Origin of the sequence: Hydrogenovibrio marinus, from assembly GCF_013340845.1 — a bacterium.
In the GTDB taxonomy this organism is placed as follows: domain Bacteria; phylum Pseudomonadota; class Gammaproteobacteria; order Thiomicrospirales; family Thiomicrospiraceae; genus Hydrogenovibrio; species Hydrogenovibrio marinus.
The window spans coordinates 1,008,420-1,034,351 of sequence record NZ_AP020335.1 but is presented as its reverse complement, the minus strand read 5'-3'; the positions used below and the strand labels follow the sequence as shown (position 1 = coordinate 1,034,351).

28 protein-coding genes and 2 tRNA genes are annotated in these 25,932 nt (G+C 44.7%); 4 read left to right on the top strand and 26 right to left on the bottom strand.

Annotated elements, in window-relative coordinates:
- Positions 1-49 precede the first annotated feature (49 nt).
- From HVMH_RS04895 to HVMH_RS04880, 4 genes are all read right to left on the bottom strand, one after another.
- The gene (locus tag HVMH_RS04895; RefSeq protein ID WP_029908489.1) at positions 50-1,312 is read right to left on the bottom strand and encodes a dicarboxylate/amino acid:cation symporter; all 1,263 of its coding nucleotides are present in this window, start codon (positions 1,310-1,312) and stop codon (positions 50-52) included.
- Between the two features lie 108 nt (positions 1,313-1,420).
- Positions 1,421-1,717 carry a rhodanese-like domain-containing protein gene (locus HVMH_RS04890; protein ID WP_029908486.1) on the bottom strand — a complete coding sequence of 99 codons (297 nt, stop codon included), beginning with the start codon at positions 1,715-1,717 and terminating at the stop codon, positions 1,421-1,423.
- Positions 1,718-1,806: 89 nt separating this feature from the next.
- Positions 1,807-2,292 carry a phosphatidylglycerophosphatase A family protein gene (locus tag HVMH_RS04885; RefSeq protein WP_029908484.1) on the bottom strand — a complete coding sequence of 162 codons (486 nt, stop codon included), beginning with the start codon at positions 2,290-2,292 and terminating at the stop codon, positions 1,807-1,809.
- Positions 2,293-2,377: 85 nt separating this feature from the next.
- Positions 2,378-3,589, bottom strand: a complete 1,212-nt coding sequence (locus HVMH_RS04880) for an argininosuccinate synthase (RefSeq protein WP_029908482.1) — start codon at positions 3,587-3,589, stop codon at positions 2,378-2,380.
- Between the two features lie 126 nt (positions 3,590-3,715).
- On the opposite strand from HVMH_RS04880, the gene asd reads away from it, so the two are divergent.
- Entirely contained in the window at positions 3,716-4,585 is an 870-nt protein-coding gene (asd, locus tag HVMH_RS04875; RefSeq protein WP_029908480.1) for an archaetidylserine decarboxylase, read from the top strand.
- 53 nt (positions 4,586-4,638) lie between these two features.
- Positions 4,639-4,977, top strand: a complete 339-nt coding sequence (locus tag HVMH_RS04870) for a P-II family nitrogen regulator (protein WP_029908478.1) — start codon at positions 4,639-4,641, stop codon at positions 4,975-4,977.
- Positions 4,978-5,049: 72 nt separating this feature from the next.
- On the opposite strand, the gene HVMH_RS04865 is transcribed toward HVMH_RS04870, so the two are convergent.
- The 7 genes from HVMH_RS04865 to HVMH_RS04835 all read right to left on the bottom strand — a co-directional run bounded on the left by HVMH_RS04865 (position 5,050) and on the right by HVMH_RS04835 (position 11,383).
- Entirely contained in the window at positions 5,050-5,691 is a 642-nt protein-coding gene (locus tag HVMH_RS04865) for a hypothetical protein (protein WP_029908476.1), read from the bottom strand.
- Between the two features lie 192 nt (positions 5,692-5,883).
- Entirely contained in the window at positions 5,884-6,648 is a 765-nt protein-coding gene (locus HVMH_RS04860) for a hypothetical protein (RefSeq protein WP_029908474.1), read from the bottom strand.
- Positions 6,649-7,036: 388 nt separating this feature from the next.
- Entirely contained in the window at positions 7,037-7,753 is a 717-nt protein-coding gene (locus HVMH_RS04855; protein ID WP_155837632.1) for a hypothetical protein, read from the bottom strand.
- Positions 7,754-7,850: 97 nt separating this feature from the next.
- Positions 7,851-9,311 (bottom strand): nitrogen regulation protein NR(I), encoded by a 1,461-nt coding sequence (gene ntrC, locus HVMH_RS04850; protein WP_035628784.1) that lies wholly within the window; start codon positions 9,309-9,311, stop codon positions 7,851-7,853.
- Positions 9,308-10,408 carry a nitrogen regulation protein NR(II) gene (gene glnL, locus HVMH_RS04845; protein WP_051622933.1) on the bottom strand — a complete coding sequence of 367 codons (1,101 nt, stop codon included), beginning with the start codon at positions 10,406-10,408 and terminating at the stop codon, positions 9,308-9,310. Before glnL ends, ntrC begins: the two co-directional genes overlap by 4 nt.
- A 19-nt stretch (positions 10,409-10,427) precedes the next feature.
- A complete protein-coding gene (locus HVMH_RS04840) occupies positions 10,428-11,090 on the bottom strand; it encodes a metal-dependent transcriptional regulator (RefSeq protein WP_029908466.1) in 663 nt (220 codons plus the stop codon).
- Between the two features lie 29 nt (positions 11,091-11,119).
- Positions 11,120-11,383 (bottom strand): hypothetical protein, encoded by a 264-nt coding sequence (locus tag HVMH_RS04835; RefSeq protein WP_029908464.1) that lies wholly within the window; start codon positions 11,381-11,383, stop codon positions 11,120-11,122.
- Between the two features lie 129 nt (positions 11,384-11,512).
- Here HVMH_RS04835 and HVMH_RS04830 point away from each other — a divergent pair, with 129 nt between their 5' ends.
- The gene (locus tag HVMH_RS04830; protein WP_029908461.1) at positions 11,513-12,277 is read left to right on the top strand and encodes a hypothetical protein; all 765 of its coding nucleotides are present in this window, start codon (positions 11,513-11,515) and stop codon (positions 12,275-12,277) included.
- Positions 12,278-12,406: 129 nt separating this feature from the next.
- On the opposite strand, the gene HVMH_RS04825 is transcribed toward HVMH_RS04830, so the two are convergent.
- The 15 genes from HVMH_RS04825 to HVMH_RS04755 form a co-directional block, all read right to left on the bottom strand.
- Positions 12,407-12,482, bottom strand: a tRNA-Lys gene (locus tag HVMH_RS04825).
- A 47-nt stretch (positions 12,483-12,529) separates the two neighbouring features.
- A tRNA-Lys gene (locus HVMH_RS04820) sits at positions 12,530-12,605 on the bottom strand.
- Between the two features lie 145 nt (positions 12,606-12,750).
- The gene (queC, locus tag HVMH_RS04815; protein WP_029908459.1) at positions 12,751-13,449 is read right to left on the bottom strand and encodes a 7-cyano-7-deazaguanine synthase QueC; all 699 of its coding nucleotides are present in this window, start codon (positions 13,447-13,449) and stop codon (positions 12,751-12,753) included.
- Between the two features lie 28 nt (positions 13,450-13,477).
- Positions 13,478-14,422 carry a tol-pal system protein YbgF gene (ybgF, locus tag HVMH_RS04810; protein WP_081822673.1) on the bottom strand — a complete coding sequence of 315 codons (945 nt, stop codon included), beginning with the start codon at positions 14,420-14,422 and terminating at the stop codon, positions 13,478-13,480.
- A 34-nt stretch (positions 14,423-14,456) separates the two neighbouring features.
- Positions 14,457-15,107 carry an OmpA family protein gene (locus tag HVMH_RS04805; protein WP_051622931.1) on the bottom strand — a complete coding sequence of 217 codons (651 nt, stop codon included), beginning with the start codon at positions 15,105-15,107 and terminating at the stop codon, positions 14,457-14,459.
- 51 nt (positions 15,108-15,158) lie between these two features.
- On the bottom strand, positions 15,159-16,490 hold the full coding sequence (gene tolB, locus HVMH_RS04800) for a Tol-Pal system beta propeller repeat protein TolB (protein ID WP_051622930.1): 1,332 nt from the start codon (positions 16,488-16,490) through the stop codon (positions 15,159-15,161).
- Between the two features lie 42 nt (positions 16,491-16,532).
- Entirely contained in the window at positions 16,533-17,549 is a 1,017-nt protein-coding gene (tolA, locus tag HVMH_RS04795) for a cell envelope integrity protein TolA (protein WP_029908451.1), read from the bottom strand.
- 28 nt (positions 17,550-17,577) lie between these two features.
- The gene (locus tag HVMH_RS04790) at positions 17,578-18,021 is read right to left on the bottom strand and encodes a biopolymer transporter ExbD (protein WP_232087819.1); all 444 of its coding nucleotides are present in this window, start codon (positions 18,019-18,021) and stop codon (positions 17,578-17,580) included.
- A 10-nt stretch (positions 18,022-18,031) separates the two neighbouring features.
- Positions 18,032-18,730, bottom strand: a complete 699-nt coding sequence (gene tolQ, locus HVMH_RS04785; protein WP_029908447.1) for a protein TolQ — start codon at positions 18,728-18,730, stop codon at positions 18,032-18,034.
- 43 nt (positions 18,731-18,773) lie between these two features.
- Positions 18,774-19,793 (bottom strand): Holliday junction branch migration DNA helicase RuvB, encoded by a 1,020-nt coding sequence (gene ruvB / locus HVMH_RS04780; protein ID WP_029908445.1) that lies wholly within the window; start codon positions 19,791-19,793, stop codon positions 18,774-18,776.
- Between the two features lie 190 nt (positions 19,794-19,983).
- Positions 19,984-20,598 (bottom strand): Holliday junction branch migration protein RuvA, encoded by a 615-nt coding sequence (gene ruvA, locus HVMH_RS04775; protein ID WP_029908444.1) that lies wholly within the window; start codon positions 20,596-20,598, stop codon positions 19,984-19,986.
- Positions 20,599-20,633: 35 nt separating this feature from the next.
- Positions 20,634-21,152 carry a crossover junction endodeoxyribonuclease RuvC gene (gene ruvC / locus HVMH_RS04770; RefSeq protein ID WP_029908442.1) on the bottom strand — a complete coding sequence of 173 codons (519 nt, stop codon included), beginning with the start codon at positions 21,150-21,152 and terminating at the stop codon, positions 20,634-20,636.
- An 18-nt stretch (positions 21,153-21,170) separates the two neighbouring features.
- Positions 21,171-22,274: a quinolinate synthase NadA gene (gene nadA, locus HVMH_RS04765; protein ID WP_051622929.1), complete on the bottom strand. Its 1,104-nt coding sequence runs from the start codon at positions 22,272-22,274 to the stop codon at positions 21,171-21,173.
- 109 nt (positions 22,275-22,383) lie between these two features.
- Positions 22,384-24,159, bottom strand: a complete 1,776-nt coding sequence (gene aspS / locus HVMH_RS04760) for an aspartate--tRNA ligase (protein ID WP_169736214.1) — start codon at positions 24,157-24,159, stop codon at positions 22,384-22,386.
- A 44-nt stretch (positions 24,160-24,203) separates the two neighbouring features.
- Positions 24,204-24,887, bottom strand: a complete 684-nt coding sequence (locus tag HVMH_RS04755) for a DUF502 domain-containing protein (RefSeq protein WP_051622928.1) — start codon at positions 24,885-24,887, stop codon at positions 24,204-24,206.
- A 190-nt stretch (positions 24,888-25,077) separates the two neighbouring features.
- On the opposite strand from HVMH_RS04755, the gene HVMH_RS04750 reads away from it, so the two are divergent.
- Positions 25,078-25,932, top strand: a complete 855-nt coding sequence (locus HVMH_RS04750) for an SDR family NAD(P)-dependent oxidoreductase (protein WP_029908434.1) — start codon at positions 25,078-25,080, stop codon at positions 25,930-25,932.

The window sequence follows — 25,932 nt, the reverse complement described above, 5'->3', positions numbered from 1 at the left end:
ACCCCCAACCTGGCAGATTTTTACACTATTTCCATCAACATCCGATGCATCAGAAATGCTTTTCAGTCAGAACGTTTGTTTCACCTTCAGTACGCGCAATAATAACTGCGCCAACAGAATCACTGAAAACATTCACTGCCGTTCGCATCATATCCAACAAACGATCGACGACCAACAGCAACCCTATCGCCTCTGCCGGCAGCCCTACCGCTACGAGGATGATACTGATTGCCACCAAGCTTGCAGAAGGAATCCCGGCAACGCCGATAGAGGTTGTCAAAGCGACGATCACAATCAATAACTGTGTCGACCAATCCAAACTGATACCAAACATCTGTGCGATAAAGATAGCCGCAACACACTCATAGAGCGCCGTGCCATCCATATTCACTGTTGCGCCCAACGGCAAGACAAAACTCGAAATCCGGTTGGAAACCCCAGCACGTTTCTCGACGGACTCAATCGTCACTGGCAAGGTCGATGAAGACGAGCTGGTTGAAAACGCCGTCAACAACACCGGCGCCATGGCTTGATAATGCAACCAAGGATTCTGCACTTTACCGATGGTTTTCAACAAAATTGGCATCACCACAAACAAGTGCACACCGAGTGCCAAAGTAACCGTTAGGAAGAACATAGCGAGGTTTTCAAATTGATCGAACCCGGTTTTCGCGATAGAGGCCGCTACCAAACCAAACACCCCAATAGGCGCGAATTTCATTACCCACTGGGTAATCAACATCATCACTTCAAATACACCATTCCAGAATTGTGACAAGGTTTGCTTAAAGTCGGACTGGATTCGCGTCATAAAATAGCCGAACAACAAACTGAAAAAGATCAAGCCAAGCATTTGCCCTGTTGCCGCAGCATTGACGACATTTACGGGAATCATTCGCAAAAAGACCTCAACAATGTCGCCTGCGGATTTGCCTTGAACGGCCTGCATAACCTCTGCATCGGTATGAAGAACGGGAACACCATTTCCAGAAACGCCCGGATGAATTACATTCACCAACGTCAGCCCCACAATAATGGCTATGGATGATGTCATGAGATAATAACCAACAGTTTTTGCACCCAATCGTCCAAAACCACCTTGTGAACCGATGTTTGCCACACCGGTGATAATCGCAGACACCACCAAAGGCACCACAATCATCTTCAATGCATTCAAGAACAAAGTTCCGATAAAAGTAAAAACCGATAACCACAGCACACCAAAAATCGCTTTATCTGTTCCTGCCCAACTGCCCATCAGTGCGGCAAGCATCAGTGCGATCAGGATTTGCCAATGTAATGCGATTTTCATACTTTTCTCCGAACAATTTTCGCTCTTAAAAAAAAAGTACCCTAAGGTACTTTTTTCAACAATATTAACTTGTCACATCATTGCAAACAAGCTTTACAGAACCTGTTCTTACATATCAGGACATTGATACCAAGATTGGTAAGGCCCCATGTTATAGACTTCATCAAACCCTAGTGACAACAAAATCTGCATTGCCATGTGTGAACGTTGCCCAGAACGGCAAAATACAATAACCGGGATATCCTTATCTAACATACTGTCACCAACTTGATCAATGTCCTGCAAAGGAATATTGACCGCACCAGGCAGTTTGCTCATGGAAAACTCTTCTGGTGTTCTTACATCAACAAATTGTGCACTCTTTTCTTTAATGAGTCGTTTGGCGTCTTCACACGAAATAAACATTTTACGTCTCCAACCTAATTTTTATTTTTTTCTTTAATTTTTAATGCTTTGATTATTTACAAAATTATCCCTTATCCGCCTGTAAAAAACTAGGCTAACAAGTGAAACACTGCCCAAATAATGATTATGCTATAACAAGCTGCGATTATGTCATCCAACATAATCCCCAGGCCGCTCGCTACCTTTCTATCTGCCCAGCTAATAGGCCAGGGTTTTACAATATCGAAGAAGCGAAAGGCAACAAAAGCAAATACCCAATATTGCCAACTTTGCTCAGGCAAAAACAGTAATACCAGCCAAATGGCGACAAACTCATCCCAGACAATTCCGCCATGATCATGAACACCAGACCAGTCAGCGGATTTTCCGCAAATGAAGCTACCCAGGAACAACCCAGTAACGGTCAAACTCCATGCAAGAGCAGAGTTCCAAAGCATTAATGGCAAAAAAACCAAACCACCGAACAATGTCCCAACCGTTCCCGGCGCTTTTGGTGAAAGCCCTGAGCCCAAGCCGTACCCTAGAAATAAAACAGGGTTTTTCAACAAATCTTTAAACGTCGGGGTTCGAGTCATTCGTAGAGCCTTTGTTAAAGCTTAATATAAAAAAACCGCCTGTTATCCCATGAGATAAACACGCGGTCTTTCCATGTTTAAATACTTATTTTAAACGTCTTTTTGCAGCCGTTCTCAAACGTAGTGCATTCAACTTAATGAACCCTTCTGCATCTTTATGGTTGTAAGCGCCACCATCTTCTTCGAAAGTGGCAATGGCTTCATCGAACAAACTGAACTCAGATGAGCGACCAACCACAACAACGTTACCTTTATAAAGTTTCAAGCGAACTTCGCCTGTAACAAATTTTTGTGATGCATCAATCAATGCCTGAAGCATTTCACGCTCTGGTGTAAACCAGAAACCGTTATAAATCATTTCCGCATACTTAGGCATCAACTCGTCTTTCAAGTGTGCCGCGTTACGATCCAAAGTCAAAGACTCCATCGCACGGTGCGCTTTTAGCATGATGGTTCCAGCTGGTGTTTCATAACATCCACGCGCCTTCATCCCAACAAAACGGTTTTCAACGATATCATCACGACCGATACCATTTGCACCGCCAACTTGATTCAAATATTCCATCACCGTCGCAGGTGACATTTTTTCACCATTGATTGAAACGATGTCACCTTTCTCAAACCCGATGGTTAGATAGGTTGCTTCATCCGGTGCGTTCTCAGGAGAAACCGTCCACAACCACATATCTTCTTCAGGTTCATTTTCAGGGTTTTCGATAATGCCGCCTTCATAAGAAATGTGTAGCAAGTTGGCATCCATTGAATAAGGTGATTTCTTACCTTTTTTCTTCTCAATGGAAATGTTGTGCTCTTCAGCATAAGCCATCAATTTTTCACGCGACAACAAATCCCACTCACGCCAAGGCGCAATCACTTTTACATCTGGCATCAAAGCATAGGCATTCAACTCAAAACGAACTTGGTCATTTCCTTTACCTGTCGCCCCATGAGAAATCGCATCCGCGCCGGTTTCTCTTGCGATTTCAACCAAACGTTTTGAAATCAATGGACGTGCGATAGACGTTCCTAAACGGTACTCACCTTCGTAAATGGCATTGGCGCGCATCATAGGGAAAACAAAGTCACGGGCAAACTCTTCACGCAAATCTTCAATGTAGATTTCCTTGATTCCCATCGCTTCAGCTTTTGCACGTGCTGGCTCCACTTCTTCACCTTGCCCAATATCCGCGGTGAAGGTAACAACCTCACACTGATATTCTTCTTGCAACCACTTGGCGATAATTGAAGTATCCAAACCACCTGAATAAGCTAAAACGACTTTTTTAACTTGCGACATTTTGTTTTCCTTTGAAATCCCTGCGAAATATATAGTTCTGTTAAACGCGCGAATTATACATTAAAATCGGTTTATTTTCTCAATTACCTGGAATGATTCACCGGGATTACCAACAAAGATTACAGAATGAGTTTGATTGATTTTATTAAAGTCTCGCCGCAATACATTTTGCCGCAACACCTTGCTTCCAAGGCCATGCATTGGTTCATGCGAATTGAGCAACCGTGGGTGAAAAACACCACCACCAAATTGATGATTAAGGCATTTGATATCAATGTCGAAGAAGCCGAGTATGAAGATTTGGACTACTACGCCAACTTCAACGCATTTTTCACCCGTGCTTTGCAACCTGGTGCGCGCCCGATCGACAGCACGCCAGATGCTTGGTGTAGTCCAGTGGATGGCGTTGTCAGCCAATCCATGCCAATCAACGGCAACCGTTTGGTACAGGCAAAATGCCACGAATACACCTTGGAAGCTTTAGTGGGTGGCGATATCGAATACGCCAAACAATTCCAAAATGGAGATTCTGCGGTTATCTACCTTTCGCCTAAAGACTATCACCGTATTCACTGCCCGACCAATGCAACATTACAATCAATGACCTATGTACCGGGCGACCTGTTTGCCGTTAACCCATCTACCGTTCGTACGGTTGAAGGTTTGTTTGCCAGAAATGAACGTTTGGTACTGCGCTTTGAAAATGAAAATGGGGCTTTCTGCCTAATCATGGTAGGCGCAATTTTCGTTGGCAGCATGGAAACCGTGTGGCAAGGAAAAATTACACCGGATTATCGTCCAACCATTGAGCATTGGGATTATTCGGATCAATTACTTTCCTTTGCCAAAGGTGATGAAATCGGCCGTTTTAACATGGGTTCTACCGTTGTTTTACTCACAACCGAAGGGCAAATGCCGGATCTGGGCAAAATTCCAGAAAATACGCCTGTTAAAATGGGTCAACATCTGGCAAACTATGCAAAACCGAACTTTTAAGAAAATATGACAAAAGTCTTGAAACCGAAATTTACTCAAAAGGATTCAGCATGATGAAAATGGTAACTGCGATTATCAAACCTTTCAAATTAGACGATGTCCGTGAAGCACTACACGACATTGGCGTACATGGCATGACGGTGATTGACGTCAAAGGCTATGGTCGTCAAAAAGGTCACACTGAAATGTATCGTGGTGCGGAGTACGTTGTTGATTTCCTTCCTAAACTAAAATTGGAAATCGCCATTGCAGAAGACAAGGTCGATCAAGTTATCGAAGCGATTACAACCACTGCACAAACTGGTAAGATCGGTGATGGTAAAATCTTCGTTACACCTATTGAACAAACCATCCGTATCCGTACTGGTGAAACAGGTCCTGAAGCGCTTTAATTCGCAATCAAAACCTGTAAAAAAGCCCGCCTAAGCGGGCTTTTTTGTTTATGTATTTTTTGCTCATAACTTCTAATGAACCATCTCATCAAACGCTTTTGCCAACTCAGGGTTAGCCTCCACTTCTTCTTGAAAAGGTATTTCCTCTTCAAATCGAAACACATTTAACTCAATCGCAAAAAAGCACAGTATCCACAATAGCGCATCATAAAAATCCAGCCATGCGCCTTCGTAATTCTCCATCCCCCACAGCAATGCAATCACAATCAACGCTGCATACATAACAATCTTCAAGGCATTTCTCAGCCACCATTCCCACTTACGGTAATACCCTGGGAAATACACGTCATATTCCAACGCGATCACCACGCCTAACCATATCCAACTGTTGTACATATCCAGGCGGCCATTTTCAGCGATATAGCTTGCCGTGCTGTACTCGATAGCAGAAGCCACCACAAACACATAAGCAACTAACCTGACTAGGTGAATGCCATACTTCTTCCACTTAGACAGCGCTGGCTTGCCCAATTGAGAGGTTTCCCACTCGAACAATAGTAGCAAGACCACCCATGCCAAGGAGTCGATTCCTTCAACCAAAGTTTGCTCCGTGAAAAACAGGTAAACGTTAATCGACAGCAACGCATAAACCGTCCACTTAAAATAAGGAAAAACTTTATAAACCCAAGAAGTTTTGGCAAAAACGAAATGCATTCAACACCTCACACGGAAAGTACACCCAGAAAGAAATTGGGCCAGGATCAGAATGTGCAAAGTTTACTGGAAATGCTTAAAAAAAAGCTATGAAAAAATGCGGGAGAGAAAGAAAAATAATGAAAATCTACCAGGTTGGGGGCAAACAGATTCACCTACCCAACCTGGCAGATTTTAAGAACTTATTGGCAACTAGGCTGCATCGACATGCCAAGTATTTTCATCCGAGGACTTTCCTCGCCAAGGCATAATCCACATCTGATACAAAGAAGTGAAAATCATAATGGTTGAAGCCAAACTGTAGCCAAAACCGCCAATGATGACAAACCATGCGAATTCAGGGTTCCACTTAGTTAGCCACCAAGACGCCACATCCACCACCAAGAAGGCAAATGGAATGAAGACAAGCGTGCCTTTCACCCAACGGTTCCAGCCGACAGTCATGGAAAAAATCAGTCCCACAAAGAAGAAAATAAATGAAATCCCAAATAAGTGAATATGTGCAACGCGAACCATGGACGCTTCAGTTGCACCATGATCCACTTTGGCAAAGAGCTTGATAACATCATACTTCGGAAGATCAGGAATGCCCGCTAACTTACCGTGACACTTTGCACAGTATTGGTCGACGATCGGTTTGATTTTAGGTTCCCATTCTGATTTTGGCGCCCCATCACGTGCCCACTGAATCAATGTAAAACGTTCTTGTGGCGGTGCATTCATTTTCATCGAACCATTCAGCTTAGCTTCCAGTGTGGTGCCCGTTTGATTTCCGTAATAACTGTAAACAATATCATTCACCGACAAACCAAATTTGCCATCGGCCATACCGTGAGTCAACATGATCTGTGCGCCAGCCATCAACAACCCTAGACCGGTGACCATTAAATACCCTGTAAACAATGTTTTTACAGGAAACGACAAACTTGGCAAATTGAGCCATGAAGTTTTATCCACTTATCCTCTCTCCCGAAGTATTAAATAATTATTATTAGTTGATATAGATCAAGCGCCAGTTTAAGTCGATTCCGTAAAAAAACTAATCAATAATTTTTATTTTGAGAAATACAAAAGCCTGATATTTTCTACAGGCTTTAACCCGCCTGGCTTTCTTCTTCCAAAAGCCTTGTCACAACGCGTCAATCTCAAATCTTTCTCCAGGTTTTTATGCTGCTTGAATCATGAGCAATCAAAATAAATGTGATTTTTTACGTTTTTATTGGCGAATGTTTTTCAGGGGGTAGATGGATAAGCATCGTCAGATTTTCTTCAATGCATTCTATGATTCATCGAACAACTATCAGTTCGGCATCAACTTTAGCGCACAGCTTCTGTGATAATTGGATTAGCGCCAAATAGTCGCGCCAACTTGGTTGATTTGGGAGGTTCTGTTGGTTGATTCCGCTAGGGGAATCACTTCCCAATCCCATGAAATTTCTGCTTCCGGTAACGGGACATCCCATGCAGGATCAAATCCATCAACCTGATTGCCTGAAACATCATACTCCGTTATCCAACGGTCAGAAATCAAACACTTAACGCCAGAAAAACCATTCAGCAAGGCAAGATGCTGCTCGACCATTTCCGTGCCGAATTTTCCTGCCGCTTCGGTTTGAAGGTTATGCTTCTTCATCAACCAACTGATAGGTATCAAAGGTAATTGGGTCGTGAGATTCAGAGAAACCACACAGTCGATCTCCTCAACTTTATCCAGCCAAGGCAATGATCGGTCACAATGCATTTTCCCCTGAAAAACGTGCTCAAGGCACCCCGTTACATCCGCTTCAATGAGCACGACATTTTCAAAGGTAGCAGCCTGTTTTCTGGCCGACCTCAGAAACACCAGATCAACAAGGTAAACCTGCTCAAATTGCTCCGATAGCGTTGACAGAGGGATATCTTTAAGCGAACCTGCCCCCAAGATAAGAATGCTGCGTTTTTGTTCGCACTTGACGACGGCTTTTAAAATCGCCTGCTGGCAATATTCGAAATGCGATTGCCATTGATGCTTGCACCGATGGTAGCGTCCATCCATGGCAATGGCTTCGTAGAGAAACCCCATTTTTCGAACCCAAGGGACAAAATATGGGGTGGTAAAGAATTGAAACAGCGCTTTTAACACACTATACCTTTAAGTATGCGCCGACACCGGCTAGCCATTAATCAGAAGATGGCAATTCATCACGCTCTTCCAATGCTTGAGTCTTTCTGGTCAAAGTGTTTCGCCCCCAACCCAGCAATTGCGCTGCCTTCTGACGATGATTCATGCTGGCACGCATCGCAGCATCAATCAACACTTTCTCAAACATCGGTTCGGCTTCGGTGTGTAAACCACTTTTACCGGATGCCAGAAATGCTTCTGCCCAATGTTGTAATGGCGTTTGCCAATCGTCTGTACCGTTGCTACCAGAGGCAGACTCTGTGACCGTGCCGGATTTCAACTCCAATGGCAGGTCTTCCATATGCACAGTTTTATCTGGTGCCATAATCGTCAACCAAGTACACAAACTGCGGATTTGACGTACGTTACCCGGCCATGGTAAGCCTTCAAGGTATTTCTCTACTGGACGGCTCAGTTGTTTTTCTTCCAAGCCATAAGTTTTGGCCTCTTCAGATAGGTAATAACGCAAGATAGGAATAATATCTTCTCGACGCTCGCGCAATGCCGGAACTTTTATGCGAATAACGTTCAAACGATAAAGCAAATCTTCACGGAAGCGCCCTTGTTTCACAAGCTCGCGCATGTTTTGGTGAGTCGCTGCGATAATACGCACATCAGTTTTGATTGGTGTTTTGCCGCCGACGCGATAGAAAGTTCCATCATTTAAAACACGCAATAGACGCGTTTGTAAATCTACCGGCATATCACCGATTTCATCCAAGAACAGCGTACCGCCATTCGCTTCCTCAAAACGCCCTACACGTTGTGTCAAAGCCCCCGTAAAAGCACCTTTTTCATGACCGAAAAGTTCAGACTCCAGCAAATCACGAGGAATCGCCGCAGTATTGATGGCAACAAAAGGTTGGTTCGCCCGACTACTCAATTCATACAACGCTCTTGCAACCAACTCTTTCCCCGTACCGGTTTCGCCGTTGATTAAAACGGTTACATCCAATTGGGATACACGCCCCAAAATACGAAATACTTCCTGCATCGATGGTGCAGAACCAATGATGTTCAAAGGCTGTTTCGTCGTTTTCGTTTTTCTTGGTTTCTTGCCACCCGATAAATGGCGTTTAATCGCGCGGTCAATAACCGTTAAGGCATCATCAATCTCAAATGGTTTCGGCAAATATTCAAAAGCACTGCTTTGCAAAGAGCGTACTGCAGTATTCAAGTCAGCATGAGCGGTCATGATAATCACAGGAATTGACTTATCAATCTGATGAATCTCTTCCATGAACTCCAAACCACTCATTTCCGGCATACGGACATCCGAGATAACGACTGTCGGCGGTGCTTTGTCGATATTTTTCAGTGCTTCCAGAGGAGACTCAAATGCATGAACCTCATAAGATCGATCTTCCAGAGCTTCATTCAACACCCAACGAATTGATGCGTCATCATCAACAATCCAAACAACGGGTTCTTGAAATTCAGACGTATTTTGATGATTCATAGTTTTTCCTGATGACTAATTTTTTGTGCTTCTTCTCTATTATGATCGAAAGGCAAGTAAATATTAAAAACAGTATTTCCTGGTTCGCTCTGCGCAACGATCAAACCACCATGCTGACGTACGATATTCTGAGAGACCGGCAAACCTAGCCCCGTCCCCTCTTTTTTACTGCTAACCATTGGGTAGAAAATCGCATCAAAGACTTCAGGATCAATTCCGACTCCTTCATCAATCACACTGATTACCGCTACCAATGGGTAGGTTTTGGTTCCCAAGGTAAATTTCGACTCAACGCGTGTTCTAATGGTCAACAACCCGCCATGATCTTCCATAGCTTGAATACCGTTTTTGACCAAATTCAACAGTGCTTGAACCATGGCACCGAAATCCATTGAAATCTCTGGGATACTCGGGTCATAATCAAGTTTAACAGCAACGTTTTCTGGCTTTTCGCCATTGATCACTTCCAACACATAAGCAATCAATTCGTGAATATTGTGAGGTTCTTGTTCATCATTGCCTTTTGGCCCAAGCATCCTATCCACTAAGCTTTTCAGGCGATTCACTTCATTGGAAATAACATCCAAAAACTTTTCGGCTTTTTCATTGTCTGGAAAACGCTTTCTCAATAACTGTGTCGAGCCATAAATACCCGCTAAAGGGTTCTTAATTTCGTGAGCCAGCGTTCTAACCAACAGGTTTCCAGCTTCATATTGATGCCAACGTTCGTCTTCTTCCGCAATACGATGATGACGCTCAGTATCGTAAAGTTCGATCAGCCAACCATCTTCATTATCCATCTCATAGTAGGAAATAGTACAGGTCACATGCGATTTCTGCCCATCCGGCAAGCGAATACTATATTCATGAATGGTTAATCGTCCTGTTCCACAAGCATGGATATCATCCAATAGTTTCGGCAAAATATAACGCCAGTTTACACCGATAACTCGATACTGACTCAATTGCAGTAATTCTGCCGCCGCAAGATTGATAAAACCGATGTTTTCGTTTTTATCAATCCATACCACCGCGGTCGTCAAACCGGAGAGTATTTCCGATTCCGAAACATTTTGCTCAATCTTGTTAAAGTTCAAAGCACATCACTCCTAAACATCAGCGTACAAAAATTGACTGCGCCAAACGAAAATCCAATGCATGGGAATCGTTTTCCACTTCTATCGAAAGTGGACCGTCGAATGGCGCTTTTTCGTGTACTTTGACCTTTGCATTGCGAGTCAACCCAATGGAAGACAGATATCTTAATTCTTCAGGGGTTCGGTTTTGAATACGCACCACAGTCTTCAACTCCCCAACCGTTACCTCAGACAAACTTTCACCGCTTTCGCCGGACATTTTTCCCTCTTCATTTGGGATTGGTGAACCATGAGGATCTCGGGTCGGCCTCCCCAACGCATCCCACATGCGGTTTGTTAGACGGTTAGAGACTGCATGTTCAAGCACTTCTGCTTCCGCATCAACCTCATCCCAGGAGTAACCAAGCTTTTCCACCAAATATTGTTCCAATATCCGGTGTTTACGAATCATATTCAGCGCGATCTTATTGCCTTCTTCCGTCAGCATCACGCCATAATAAGGCTCATAGCGAATAAGCGCTTTATCCGCGAGCTTCTTCAACATATTGGAAACGGAGGCTTTAGAAATTGCCAAACGCTCGGCGATGGCCGTCGTGCTAACCCCCTTGTCGGCGTTTTCCGGTAAGGATTCTTCTAGCTTATAAATGATTTTCAAGTAATCTTCAAAGGCTTTGCTGGTCAAAGCAATCTCCTACCAAATAACAGCATAAGCTAGGAATGCGCCACATCGCTTGCCATCATGGATTTCACCACCGAAGGGTCAGGAAAGGCAAACACGTACAGCACCGCGAATATGATCAAAAAAACAAATCGTCCTACGCCTGCAAAGCGAATGGCAGGATGCGAAATAACTGCAAACCCCAATGCACTAACAACGCCACCCCAAGCGGACAAGGTAGCTGCCAGCATCGCCATTAGCGCGCCAAAAGCCATCAAATAATAATGCCATGTAAATTTTGCTTTTTGGGCATTCATTGGTAATATCCTTTCCCAAATTATGACGATTTCCCGAACCAATATGCAACCGCCACAATCAGCGGTAATACGGGAAGTTTAAACACTATGCACTATTTTAAAACAAAGTTATTCAAAAAAGGGGCATTTATGCAAAATCCAATCATTGTTGTCGGTATGGGAGAGCTAGGGAGCGTCTTCGCTCGCGGGTTTCTAAAACTGGGTTACCCGGTGCAAGCCGTTAACCGTCAACAATCCATGCAAGACATTGCTGAAAGCATCCCCAATCCTGTCGCGGTTTTAATTGCTGTCGGTGAAGCCGACATTCATCAAACATTGACGGACTGTCCAGCACAATGGCAGGAAAAAACCATCCTGCTACAAAATGAACTTTTGCCTCGTGACTGGGAAGCAACCAACATCAAAAACCCAACGGTTATTTCCGTTTGGTTTGAAAAGAAAAAAGGCATGGACAGCAAAGTCGTGCTGCCGTCTCCAGTGTTTGGTCAACATGCCAAACTGGTGTTTGATGCTCTGGCAACCTTGGATCTACCTTGTGTGCAACTCGACTCTGAAGAAGAATTACTGTACGAATTGGTTCGAAAAAACCTGTATATTCTGACAACCAATATTGCTGGTTTGAAAGTTGGAGGGAATGTTTCTGAATTGGCCGAAAACCATGCCGACGTCATGAATTCAGTTGCGCAAGACGTTTTAGATATCCAAGACACCCTAACCCAATCTAAACAACCAAGAGAACCATTAATTGAAGGTATGCTGGAAGCATTTGAAGGTGACCCACAACATGGCTGCATGGGTCGCTCTGCTCCAGCACGCTTGAAGCGTGCATTAGGCTTTGCTGATAAAGCAAAGCTTGATGTTCCAATCTTAAGAGAAATTCAAAACACGCTTTAATTTTCTCTTAAAATCTGCCAGGTTGGGTGGCTGATTACTTACCCAACCTGGTAGATTTTTTTGCATCAAACACAGGCAAATCTTTGCGGTTAAGCAACTTGTGAAATATTAGAAGTTTGGGAGAGTAAATGGTGGGTCGTGCGCGATTCGAACGCGCGACCAATTGGTTAAAAGCCAACTGCTCTACCAGCTGAGCTAACGACCCATTTTGAAATTATGCGAGAGCATAAAGAAAGTGTGATTCCAGGCGAATGGTGGGTCGTGCGCGATTCGAACGCGCGACCAATTGGTTAAAAGCCAACTGCTCTACCAGCTGAGCTAACGACCCTCTCTGGAATGGGGCGTATTATACAAGCTGAAAACGAATTGGCAAGACATTTTAGCCATCTTTTGACAATCTTTTTGTGATTCAATGTGAAATCAAAGGCTTGTCTGTTTCAGACAAAATCCGCAAACATCTGAGCAACAGATTATTAAGCGGAATAATACTGTGTCGGGTCTGCTACACCAGCGTCTGAAAAGCCTTGTTTTCTTAGACGGCAAGAGTCACAAACACCGCAAGCTTCGCCCTTATCATTCGCTTGGTAGCATGAGACGGTTAAGCCATAATCCACACCTAGCGAAGCACCGGTTTGAATGATTTCGGCTTTAGTCATGGAAATCAATGGCGTTTCGATATGAATCTTGTGTCCTTCTACCCCTTTCTTGGTCGCCAGATTTGCCATCTTCTCAAAGGCTTCGATGTATTCGGGGCGACAATCCGGATAACCAGAATAATCCACCGCATTCACGCCGATAAAGATGGTGTCGGCGTCAATAACTTCCGCCAACCCGAGTGCATAGGATAGGAAAATGGTATTACGCGCCGGTACATAGGTCACAGGAATGGTGTTTTCTTCAACACCACCTGTTGGTACATCAATATTGTTATCGGTCAGTGCTGAGCCCCCTATCGCGTTCATATTCATTTGCATGACACGATGCGAAGCCACCTGACACGCCTCGGCAATGCGAGCGGCAGCTTGTAGCTCCACCTGATGGCGCTGACCATAATCAAAACTCAAAGCATGACATTCATAGCCCTGTGATTGAGCAATGGCCAGAACAGTGGTTGAATCAAGACCGCCGGATAATAAAACAACAGCGCGTTTGTTGAGTGTAGTTGGTTCCATGTTTAAATCTGTAGAATTTGTTATGTATTTATTTGCCAAGCGTCTCTAAGCGTTTTTTCGCTTTTGCCGCCATTTTTGACTTAGGGTATTGCTTGACCAGTTGTTGATAAGCCGCTTTTGCATCTGCTGGCTTGGATTGGTTGGCATAAGTATCCCCCAATCGCAATAGTGCCGCAGGTGCCTTTGAAGAATCAGGATAACTTGCCGTCACATCTTGGAATGCTTTGATTGCGTTATCGTTTTGCTCCAACACCAGATAAGATTCCGCTGCCCAATAGGATGCATTACTGGCCAAGACACTTTTTGGATATTTGCTACGGAAGTCCGCAAATGCTTTCGCCGCCCCTTTGTATTGGGAGGATTTAATCATGGCAAATGCATCTTGGTAAGCCGCATTTTCCGCTTTGGTTGCCGCATGTGTCACAATCGGTTTAGCAGTATCATCAGAAGCTTTTTTAGTCGCCTCAGCCACTGGCTTAGCGTCCTTAGAAGAGGTCGTTTTTGCCACAGCAACCGGTGCTACCACTTTCGCGGTTGGTTTAGCACCGGTAGCAGCAGGCGCAGTCGTTGACGCCGCAGTTTGTGGTTGGCTAGCCGCAGCGCCTGTGCCCACATCTGCGCCAACGTCTTCGTCGCTATCTGCTTGAGTACCTTGAGCCTGCTGCTGAGCGGTTGACTCCAATTTACTCAACCGGTCATCCGTTTCTTTATAACGTTCATCCTGTTTTTTGGTGAGCTGATCCATTTTATAATTCATACGATCAATCAGATCATGCAAATCCTGAATTTCACGCTCTTGCTCACCAAGTTGACGACTGAGTTGAATCAGAACCGGGTTATTCGCCATACGCTCCAAACGCGCAACACGATCCTCAAGAGATTGTTCCTTGGCGAAGGCTTGTACGGAAAACAGAGAAAGCAGTACAACCCCTAAACCACTTAAGACTAAAGCATTCCCTTTTTTACCCATCATTCTGTTCCTATCCTGCTGTCAAAACGATTAACGTTTATTGTTTGATTTCAATCTGAACGCGGCGGTTTTTTTCCCATGCGGCTTCAGTATGACCATCTACTGCCGGTTGTTCTTCACCCATGGAGACCACATCAATTTGCGCCTGAGATACCCCATAAAGCATCATGACTTGAGCCACCGCTTTGGCGCGTTTTTCACCTAATGCAAGGTTATACCCCGGTGTACCACGCTCGTCGGTATTACCGATTAATTTTACAGATTCTTGCGGGTTATCCACCAAAATTTTTGCATAGTACTTGGCGATATCAACTCCTTTGTCATCCACTTCAGACTGGTCGTAACCGAAATAGATGATTGGCTCGTAAACCTTTTCTTGCTCCGCGCCATTTTGACCTGCTTGTTCACCGTTCAGGTTTGAGCCGTTGATATCTTGGCCGTTCAGACCGTTCGCACCACTGGCCCCAATTACTTCAACGCCTTTCTTTTCATCAGCAGCTGAAGAACCTGCCGCGCCACCTTCCTCTTGAGAAGCTGCGGTGTCATCGCCTGCACCCGACGACTTTTTAGGCAGGGTGCTACAACCACTTAAAGACATGACCGAGAAAATGGATAAAGCACCAATTGCCATCAAGGTTTTACTGGCGGATTTCGCTCCAAAAATTTTTGTCATCATTTGTGTTTGCATACTCTTCTCCCGTTTCATCTTCTTCGACAAATTGTCGGCGGTTATTCGTTGCTATTCGCTATCGAGGTAAGGCCCCCATGAAGGCGCTCTTACTTCTCCATCTTTGACGCTCAACACCTGCGTCACACTGTTATCAATGGAAACGACCGCTAGGCGAGCCTTGTCGTTTTTATTCATCGCATAAAGAATCATTTCACCATTCGGTGAAAAACTTGGCGACTCATCCAGATACGTTTTGGTGATCACACGGAAATCATTGGTGTAAAGATCCAACAAACCTATTTTAAAACCATTGGTATCACTATTACCGCCATTAACCATGGCAACATAACGTCCATCCGGTGAAGCCGCAGGGTTGGCGTTATAACTACCGACAAAAGAAATTCGGCGAATCTCACCAGTATCCAAGAACACTTGGAAAATTTGCGGCTTGCCTCTGCGATCCGAGTTAAAGAACAATGAGTGACCATTCGGAGCCCAAGCTGATTCTGTTTCGATGGCCAAATTGCGTGTAAGTCGTCTTAGCTTGCCGGTTTGCATATTCATGACATAAATATCCGCAGAGCCGTCTTTGGATAACGTCAAAGCCAATTGTTTGCCATCTGGTGACCAAGCTGGCGCTCCATTAATCCCTTTGAACTGCGCGATAATCTTACGCATCTTGCCGTCTAAGCTCTGTAAAACAATTTCAGAACGTCCGTTTTCAAAGGAAACATAGGCGAGTTTCTTGCCGTCAGGCGACCAACTTGGTGACATAATTGGTTCTGAAGATTTCAAAATCGGTTGTGCGTTGTAGCCATCAGAGTCGGCAATTTCCAAACTATACTGTTTTTTGCCATCAACTTTTCTAAGCGTGACATAAGCGATCTTGGTGTTATAAGCACCACGAATACCGGTCAATTCTTTGTACAACATGTCGCTGATTACGTGTGCTACCTGGCGCAATAATCTTGCCGGGATATTCGTCCACTTTTTACCAATCACCTGTTCTTGACGCAGGATATCGACAAAACGCATTTCAATGTCATAGTTCCCTTGTGCGTTTTTCTTGATGCTGCCAATCAACATATTGTCCGCACCCAATGCTCGCCAATCCGGGTAATTGATATCTTCCAGCTTTGAAGGTCTCGCTGGCAGTTTTGCATCGTCAATCGGACGAAACTTCCCACTTCGATAAAGGTCAGAACCAATAATCTGAGCCAAATTTTGAGGTGGCGCATCATTCGGATCATTCCATTCGAAAGGCACTATCGCAATCGGCGCCGCGTTGTCGGAGCTATGGTCGATTTCGATTGTCAAATCCGCTCTGGCGATGGAAAACCAAGCGAATAAAAATGCAAATGTAATGAAACGATATTGACGATTTATGCGGTACAAGGACATAACACTCTCTTAAACTGTTCTGATAATGGTTCTTAACAGATTTTAGGGTTTGAATTTAAACTGAATGTTTCGGTCAAACACTTCTTTCACAGGAGGCTGCGGCAAAGGTTGTGAACGCAACACAGCACTTTCAGCATCCTTTCTGAACTGCGCATTTGCAAACTGATTACAGTGGTCGACTTTTACACTACTGACCATGCCGTTAGGCGTTTGAGTAATGCTGATAACACATTCTGCCTTATCGGAAATTCTGGCAGCAGTGCGCCATTTTTGCCTTACATTTGAAGCAATGGAATTAACATAAACCTCTTTCAAGTTTTGCAATTCCTTGGCTTTGGCTTGCTCACGTTTTTTGGATTCTTCAGCAGCGATCTGCTGCTGAATTTGTGCTTCCTGCTCTTCCTGCTCTTTTTGCAAACGCGCTTTCAAAGCTTCTTGTTCCAGCAGTTTTTTCTCTTCCGAATGTTTCTTGATTTGCTCTTGTAGCGCTGCTTTTTGAGACTCTGCTTGAGCGACAAGCTTCGCGGCTTCCTGACGTTGTTTTTCCGCCAGCATTGCTTGTTGCTTGGCTTTGTCAGCTTTTTCCGCTTCAGCAATGGCTCGTTGCTTTTCCGCCTCGACCTTTTGTTTTTGGATTTCAGCCAACTTAGCCGCTTCTTCCGCTTTACGCTTCTCAGCTTCAGCTTGAAGTTTGGCCTGCTCTATCTTCTTACGCTCGGCATCTTTCTGTTGTTGCAACAACGCAATACGGCGTTTTTCTTCTTTTGTTTGCGCTGCCAACTCTTGCTGCTGGCGTTTCTTATCAGCTTCCTGCTGTTTGACCTTGTCCAAAGCTGCCTGTACGGTTTTCGCATCTAACAAGGTTGTTTTCATCGGCTGCATTTTTTCAACCGTGTTTTTTTGGTCTACCGCATTTTCATCAGGAGACGTCAAAGTCACCTTGATGGTGTTGTCATCGGGAGTCATGAAGTTTTGATAGGAAAGTCCTAGCAAAATAATGATATGTAGCAGTATCGCCAATGCAAACGCTACAGGGTGTCGTGAAATAAATCGAATCATAATGCTGTTTTCTGAAACCTATACACAATTATTGTTCAGGTTGCGTCACCAAGGAAACCTTATCAACACCGTTAGCTTTCAACGTCACGAACAATCGCATAACGTTTTGGTATGGCGTTAACTTGTCACCTTGAATGGTAAATAGTTGGTCTGGGTGCAACTGTGATCGTGCCACGATTTGTGCTGCAATCTCATCAAAACTCAAAAGCGTTTTCGTGTCATCCGAGGTTTTGTAATACCCTTCTTTGGTCACAGTAATGACAAAAGGCACCTGATTGGAAACTTTGTTTTTGCTTTTGTTGACGATCTTCGGTGTCTGTGGCAAATCCACCGTCACCGCTTGCTGTACGATTGGCGCTGTAATCATAAAAATAATCAGCAGAATCAGTGTCACGTCGATATAAGGCACGACATTCATCTCTGACATCAATTTTTTACGGTGACCACCCCTTAGACTTGAACGCATTGACATAATAACTCCGTTATTCCTTGTCTTTTGCGTGTTCAGCCATATGTGCCTGACGTTGGATAATCGTCAAGAACCCTTCGGCAAAGTTTTCATATTGCGTGATCAACTTATCCGCTTTGACTGTCAAACGGTTAAAAGCGACCGATGCTGGAATCGCGGCAAACAAACCGATTGCCGTCGCAATCAACGCCTCGGAAATCCCAGGTGCAACAGTTGAAAGTGTGGCGTTTTGTACATCACCCAGTGAAGAGAATGCATGCATAACCCCCCATACTGTTCCGAAAAGCCCGATATAAGGTGAAGAAGACCCTACCGTTGCCAAAGACGCAATGCGGTTTTCCAAAATCTCAGCCTGCTTGGTAAAAGCGACTTTCATCACACGCTGTGTTCCTGTCACCAAATCTGAAGTATCGGTAACACCTTGCTTCTTAAGACGTACAAACTCTTTAAACCCGGCATCGAAAATCAATGAAGAACCTGTCATCGGCACTTCACCGTTATTCAACTGGGTATAAAGTGTTGAAAGTTCTGGTGTATTCCAAAACAATTCATCAAATTCGTTAGCGGCTTCTCTGGCTTTTTTCAACTGAAAAGATTTCGCAAAGATAATCGCCCAAGACATAATCGACATCGCCAGCAACAATGCCATGACACCTTGTACAACCGGGCTGGCATTAAAAACCAATTCTGTTAAAGACAAACTATCACTCATTCAATCCAATCCTTTTTCAAACTAATGCGTTTCGAATAATGCTTTACTCAAACAATTCTTTTTCCGGGTTTTCTAACCCCAAGTGGGTATAAGCATGACCTGTGACGACACGACCGCGCGGTGTTCTCACTAAAAAACCATGCTGAACCAAAAACGGTTCTATCACGTCTTCGATGGTGCCACGCTCTTCTCCCAACGCCGTCGAGATACTGTCAATACCCACCGGGCGCCCTTCAAACTTATGAATCAACAATTCCAAAAGACGGCGATCCATCTTATCCAATCCTAATGGATCGACTTCGAGCAGATTCAATGCGGCATCGGCGATTTCTGCGGTAACAATACCATTGCCCTTCACCTGCGCGTAATCACGCACACGGCGCAACAAACGGTTGGCGATACGAGGTGTTCCTCTGGAACGCTTGGCGATTTCAATTGCCCCTCTATCATCGGATTCAATCCCTAAGATATTCGCAGAGCGGCGGATGATTTGAGACAACTCCTCCACCGAATAAAATTCCAAACGTTGTACGATACCGAAGCGGTCTCTCAGCGGAGACGTCAGCAACCCTGCACGCGTGGTGGCACCAACTAAGGTAAAAGGGGGAATATCAATTTTGACGCTTTGCGCAGCGGGGCCGTCGCCGATGACGATATCGATCTGAAAATCTTCCATCGCAGGATAAAGCACTTCTTCAACAATCGGGCTCAGGCGGTGGATTTCATCCACGAACAATACATCATGCGGCTCTAAGCGCGTTAAGATTGCTGCCAAGTCACCCGGCTTTTCAATGACAGGACCTGAAGTTTGACGCAGTGTCACCCCCATTTCCTGAGCGATGATATGCGAAAGTGTTGTTTTTCCTAGCCCTGGCGGACCATAAAGTAGCACGTGATCCAAGTGTTCGCCGCGCATCTTTGCCGCAGAAATAGACAGTTGAAGCTGGTCACGAACAGCTTGCTGGCCGATATAGTCGGAGATGATTTGAGGACGGACACTTGGAGACACATACATGTCTTCTTCTTGAGCTTGACCTCCGACAATTCGATCCGTTTCAATCATTCGTAATGAGTCCTTTATTCCGTCTTCTATTTTGCGTGTTGATTCTCATTTAACAGGCATCAATTATAAACATTTATGCCGTGATATTTGAGGCGAATTTTATGACAAAAAAATGAAGACAAGCCTAAGAATAGGTAGTAAAACCTATCTTTTCCATGCCCCAACCTGGCAGATTTTTATCTAAAAAATATTAAAGCTTGATGGACTGTAATGCTTTACGGATTGTCTCTTCCGTACTCAGCCCTTCTGGAACGGCTTTGACCATTTGTTCTGCTTGTGCAGGTTTATACCCAAGGGTAATCAGTGCCTGCACCGCCGTTGATGTAGCACTGTTCGTTTGCACCGATGCCGTGGCGACAGAAGCATTAGATTTCGTCAAGCCCATCCAAGCATCGCCCTGCCAGCCTTTCAAACGATCGCGCATCTCAATCACCAAACGTTCCGCTGTCTTTTTTCCAACCCCTGGAATCTTCGTCAATGCAGCGGTATCAGCGACTTCCACCAATCCGACAAACTCATTAACCGTCATCGCCGACAAGATGCCAATCGCCATCTTAGCGCCAATACCATTAACTTTAATCAGCTCTCTGAACAAGCTTCTTTCCAACTCCGTCGCAAAGCCGAACAGCAACATAGCGTCTTCACGTACATGCATATGTGTGACCACCGTAACCTGTGCACCAAGCTCACCCAGCGCGTAGAAAGTCGACATGGGTGCCTCAACCTCATAACCAACGCCATTGACATCAATCAACAGCATTGGTGGTTGTTTTGCATGGAGTTTACCGGATAAAAAGCCAATCATATCTATTCCTAAAATTTAATCCTGGAATCTTACTCTTAAAATTTCGTTCCCTTGGAAATATCTTCGGGGTTGATTCCCAAGGTCAGATAACGGTCATGACACAAGGCCGCCGCTAAAGCATCCGCCGCATCTTCCTGCGGGGTTTCCGAGAGTTTTAACAAGGTCTTCACCATATATTGAACCTGATCTTTGTTAGCGTGACCGTTACCAACCACGGTACTTTTGATCTGGGTCGGAGTATATTCCATAATCGGCACATTTTTCATCGCCGCGGCGCAGAGTATTACCCCTCTCGCCTGTCCGAGCTTGATAGCAGAGTTGGGGTTTTTGTATACGAAAACTTTCTCGATCGCCATAACATCAGGCTGATATTGATCGAGAATCTGCATTACCGACTCAAAAATGGTTTTTAAGCGCTCTGCACCTGAGAGCTTTTCGACACGGATGACACCGCTAATCAGATAGTTAGGATGATAGCGCCCTGATTCAATGAGTCCGAATCCCGCTTTGCGTGATCCCGGGTCGACACCTAGTATACGTTGAATCTTCGGCACTTATTCTCCTGTTTAAGGCTATTTGTTCGCCTTCACCAAACCTGCTTGTCTGGAAAACTCTAGCATACGGTTTACCGATGCCAAAGCTTTTTGGCGAATGTTCTCTTCAATCAGGATTTCACCTGTGCTGTCACGAAGACAATGATAGAGATTTTCCAAGCCGTTCATGGCCATCCACGGACAATGTGCACAACTGATGCAGTGCCCATCTTTGCTCGCAGTCGGCGCAACAATCAGTTTTTTCTCAGGCGCCAACTGCTGCATCTTGTAGAAAATCCCCAAGTCCGTCGCGACAATAAACTCTTGATCCGGCAAATCCCTCACCGCTTCAATCATGACACGCGTCGAGCCAACTACATCCGCCAAATCAACCACTTCTTCAGGCGACTCAGGATGCACCAATACCTTGGCATCAGGATGTTTTTCTTTCAGGCTTTTCAACTCGTACACCTGGAATTCATTATGAACAATGCACTGCCCCTGCCATAGAATCATATCCATGCCGGTTTCTTTCTGAATCCAGTGACCCAAATGACGATCAGGCGCCCAAATAATCTTTTCACCCTGCTCTTTCAGATGGTTGACGATATTCAGGGCATTACCCGATGTCACCACCCAGTCAGCAATCGCTTTAACTTCAACACTGGTGTTGGCATACACCACCACTTTACGGTCAGGATATTGTTTGCAGAACTCGGCGAACTCTTTCGCCGGGCAGCCGATATCAAGAGAACAGTTCGCCTCCAAATCCGGCATCAGAATTGTTTTTTCCGGGCTCAACATTTTCGCTGTCTCGCCCATGAAACGTACCCCGCAAACCACCAAAATATCGGCATCGGATTGCGCGCCGAAATTTGCCATTTCCAAAGAGTCTGCTACTTTCCCGCCAGTTTCTTCCGCCAAAGCTTGCAGCTCCGCATCGACATAATAATGCGCAACGATTTGAGCATTCTTTTCTTTCAACAAAGCTTTGATTTTGGTTTTGAGAGAGTCGCGCTCTGCTTCGCTGAGAAGTTTTGCAGGCGTAGCGGACTGCGCTAATTGGTTAATACTATTAACCAATTCAAGCGGAACGGATTTTGCCAAGCCTGAGGCTTGTTGCGTAGGAGATAATTCCGACATAGTTCTTCCAAGTGAATAAACTTAAGGCGTAAATGTCATTCACGCCTTTGATTAATTGTATGCCCTTTCCGTGATTTGGAGAGGTTTTTAGATAACGGGTATTGTGCGCTTAATCGCGTGCTGGCTTACGGAAACGCAAATCCAAATCTGCCAATTGTCCATCATCAACCACACCTGGTGCTTCAGTCAGCATACAAGCAGCAGATTGTGTTTTCGGGAAGGCAATAACATCACGAATCGAATCACGATTCGCCATCAACATGACCAAACGATCCAAGCCGAATGCCATACCCGCATGCGGAGGACAACCATATTTTAAAGCGTTCAATAGGAACCCGAACTTATCTTTGGCTTCTTCATCTGAGATGCCTAGCATCTTCAAGACAGCAGCTTGCATTTTGGTGTCATGGATACGCACTGAACCGCCACCCACTTCGATACCGTTGATAACCAAATCATAAGCGCGAGACAACATCAGCTCTGGCTTGTCATGATTCAAAATTTCTTCTGTTGTGGCTTTAGGCTGCGTGAATGGATGGTGAATTGCAGTCAATCTAGCGGTTTTCTCATCCATTTCAAACATTGGGAAATCAACTACCCAAACTGGCGCCCATTCTTTTTCGATCAAGCCAAGATCTTCACCCAGCTTGCAACGCAATGCACCCAATGCTTCGTTAACGATCTTCGCGTTGTCCGCGCCAAAGAATACGATATCACCATCTTCCGCGCCCACACGCTGCATGATTTCCATCGCTTGATCAGGGAAGAATTTAACGATCGGAGACTGCAAACCATCCAAGCCTGCCGCAAGATCGTTGACTTTGATGTACGCTAAACCTTTTGCACCATAGATGCTTACAAACTTGGTGTAATCGTCGATTTCCTTACGGGAAAGTGTACCGCCTTGTGGCACACGCAATGCCGCAACACGACCCATAGGATCTTTTGCAGGACCAGAGAATACTTTGAACTCAATATCTTGCAACAAGTCAGCCACATCAACCAACTGCAAAGGAATACGCAAATCAGGACGATCGATACCGTACTTCTCAATCGCTTCAGAATAAGGCATACGAGGGAACTCATAGTCGAAATTCACATCAACCGCTTCACGGAAAATGGTCTTTGCCAACCCTTCCATCATGTCCATGACTTCTTCTTCCGTCATGAATGAGGTTTCGATATCCAACTGAGTGAATTCTGGCTGACGGTCTGCACGCAAGTCTTCATCACGGAAACAACGCGTGATTTGGTAGTAACGGTCAAAACCAGACATCATCAACAATTGCTTGAACAACTGAGGTGACTGAGGCAATGCAAAGAATTTATTTGGATGCGTTCGGCTAGGCACCAAATAGTCACGCGCCCCTTCCGGCGTAGATTTGGTTAGGATTGGCGTTTCCATATCCATAAAGCCGTTATCATCTAGGTAACGACGCATAGAACGTGTCACTTTATAACGGGTTTTCATCGCTTGCTGCATTTCATCACGACGCAAATCCAAATAACGATAAGTCAAACGCACTTCTTCCGAAATATTTTTGTCGTCCAACTGGAAAGGAATCGGATCAGAAGCACTCAGGATTTCAATGCTATCCGCAACAATTTCAACCTTACCTGTCACCATCTTAGGGTTGATGGTTTCCGGTGTTCTCGCGCAAACCTGACCTTCCACTTTCAACACATACTCTGAACGCACTCTTTCCGCTTTAGCAAATTTGTCCGCATCATCCGGATTTACCACTACCTGCACCAAGCCGCTACGGTCACGTAAGTCGATAAAAATAACGCCACCATGATCTCGGCGTCTATGCACCCAGCCGGCAACTGTGACTTTTTGACTTTCTAAGACTTCTGTAACTTGTCCACAGTAGTGTGTACGCATCATGTGTTTTTTACCTTTAAATTGAAAATTGTTTTTAATAAAATTTATTTTTCGCTTGTCGGCGCTAGATTCTGTTCAGGGATGGCAACTTCCGGTGCGACGTCTGGTACAACTTCTGGCACCTTCTTCCACGGCGGAACAACTACCCCACCTGATATCACCATTTTCAATGCATCATCTACACTCATATCCAGTTCGAGAATTTCATGTCGAGAGGCAATAAGAAAAAATCCTGAAGTCGGGTTTGGCGTAGTCGGCACAAACAGGTTCACAGCATCAATCAACCCTGTTTTCAATTGCGCTTCACCATGGGTACGACTGGTTTGAAATGCCAAGGTCCACAGGCCTTCACGTGGATACTGAATCAAATACACCTTTTGGAAAGTTTCCGCGCCAGAGCCAAACAATGCTTCCGCAATCTGCTTGACTGCCATATAAATTGAACGCACCAGCGGAATTCTTGCCAGGAACTTTTCCCACCAACCATATAGGTAACGACCAAAGAAATTGGCGACCAACATTCCCGTAATCAAAATCAACAAAAACGATAGGATGACGCCAAAACCTGGAATTTCATATCCTAGCCAGTATTCCGGGCGAAGGTGTCTCGGCAGCAAAACCAAACTCTTATCAAACAGATTGACCAGAAAAATCAACGCCGCAATCGTGACACCCAAAGGCAGCCACACAAGCAATCCAGCAATTAAATAACGTTTAATCAGAGACATGGCTAAATGAATTCAAAACCCGAAAACAAAACTCGAAATAAAAAGAATGGCTTATTATATAAGAATTGAATGGTTTTATCGAAATTAAAGCATTCATTTATGGCTTGGGCATCCAACCGAAATATTCTAAGATGACAAGTATTGAGATTCACAAACAATATCTGGCAAAGTTACCCACAAAAACACCGACATGACTTCAAACTCAAACCTAACTATTTTCATTACTGGCTGTTCTACCGGCATCGGTCATTACACCCTTAAAACCCTTCACGCCAAAGGCTATCACGTTATCGGTAGTTGCCGGCAAGAAGAAGATGTCGCCAAAATCCGCCAAATGGGCATTAACTGTTTGAAGTTGGACTTAGCCGATTCGGACTCTATCCATCATGCTGTTGATGAATTACTCACAATGGCCGAGGGTAAAATTGATGTCTTGTTCAATAACGGCGCTTTCGGGTTACCGGGTGCTGTGGAAGATTTATCTCGCGATGCATTACGCTACCAGTTTGAAACCAATGTGTTCGGCACACAGGAATTGACCAATTTACTGGTGCCGGTCATGCGACAAAACGGCGGTGGCAAAATCATCTATAACAGTTCAATTCTGGGGTTTGCCGCTATGGCGTACCGCGGTGCATACAATGCGAGTAAATTCGCAATTGAAGGCTTGGCAGATACCTTAAGACTTGAGCTTAAAAAAGACAACATTCACGTGAGCTTGATTGAACCGGGGCCAATTTTATCAGAGTTCCGCGCCAATTCATTCAAGCAGTATCAGCGCTGGATTGCCGGCAAACCAAGTGCACACCAAGACAGTTACGACTCAATGATTCAGCGGCTTGAAAAAGAAGGTGCCGCAGCGCCTTTCACACTTGGACCTGAAGCAGTCAGTGATGTTGTTGAACGAATCATTTCCGCCAACAAACCCAAGATTCGCTACCCGGTAACCATCCCCACCCATCTGTTTGCTTGGCTGAAACGAATCCTCCCCAATCGCTGGTTAGATGTACTGCTTCTCAAGGCAGGCGGTAACGGAAAGCGCTGA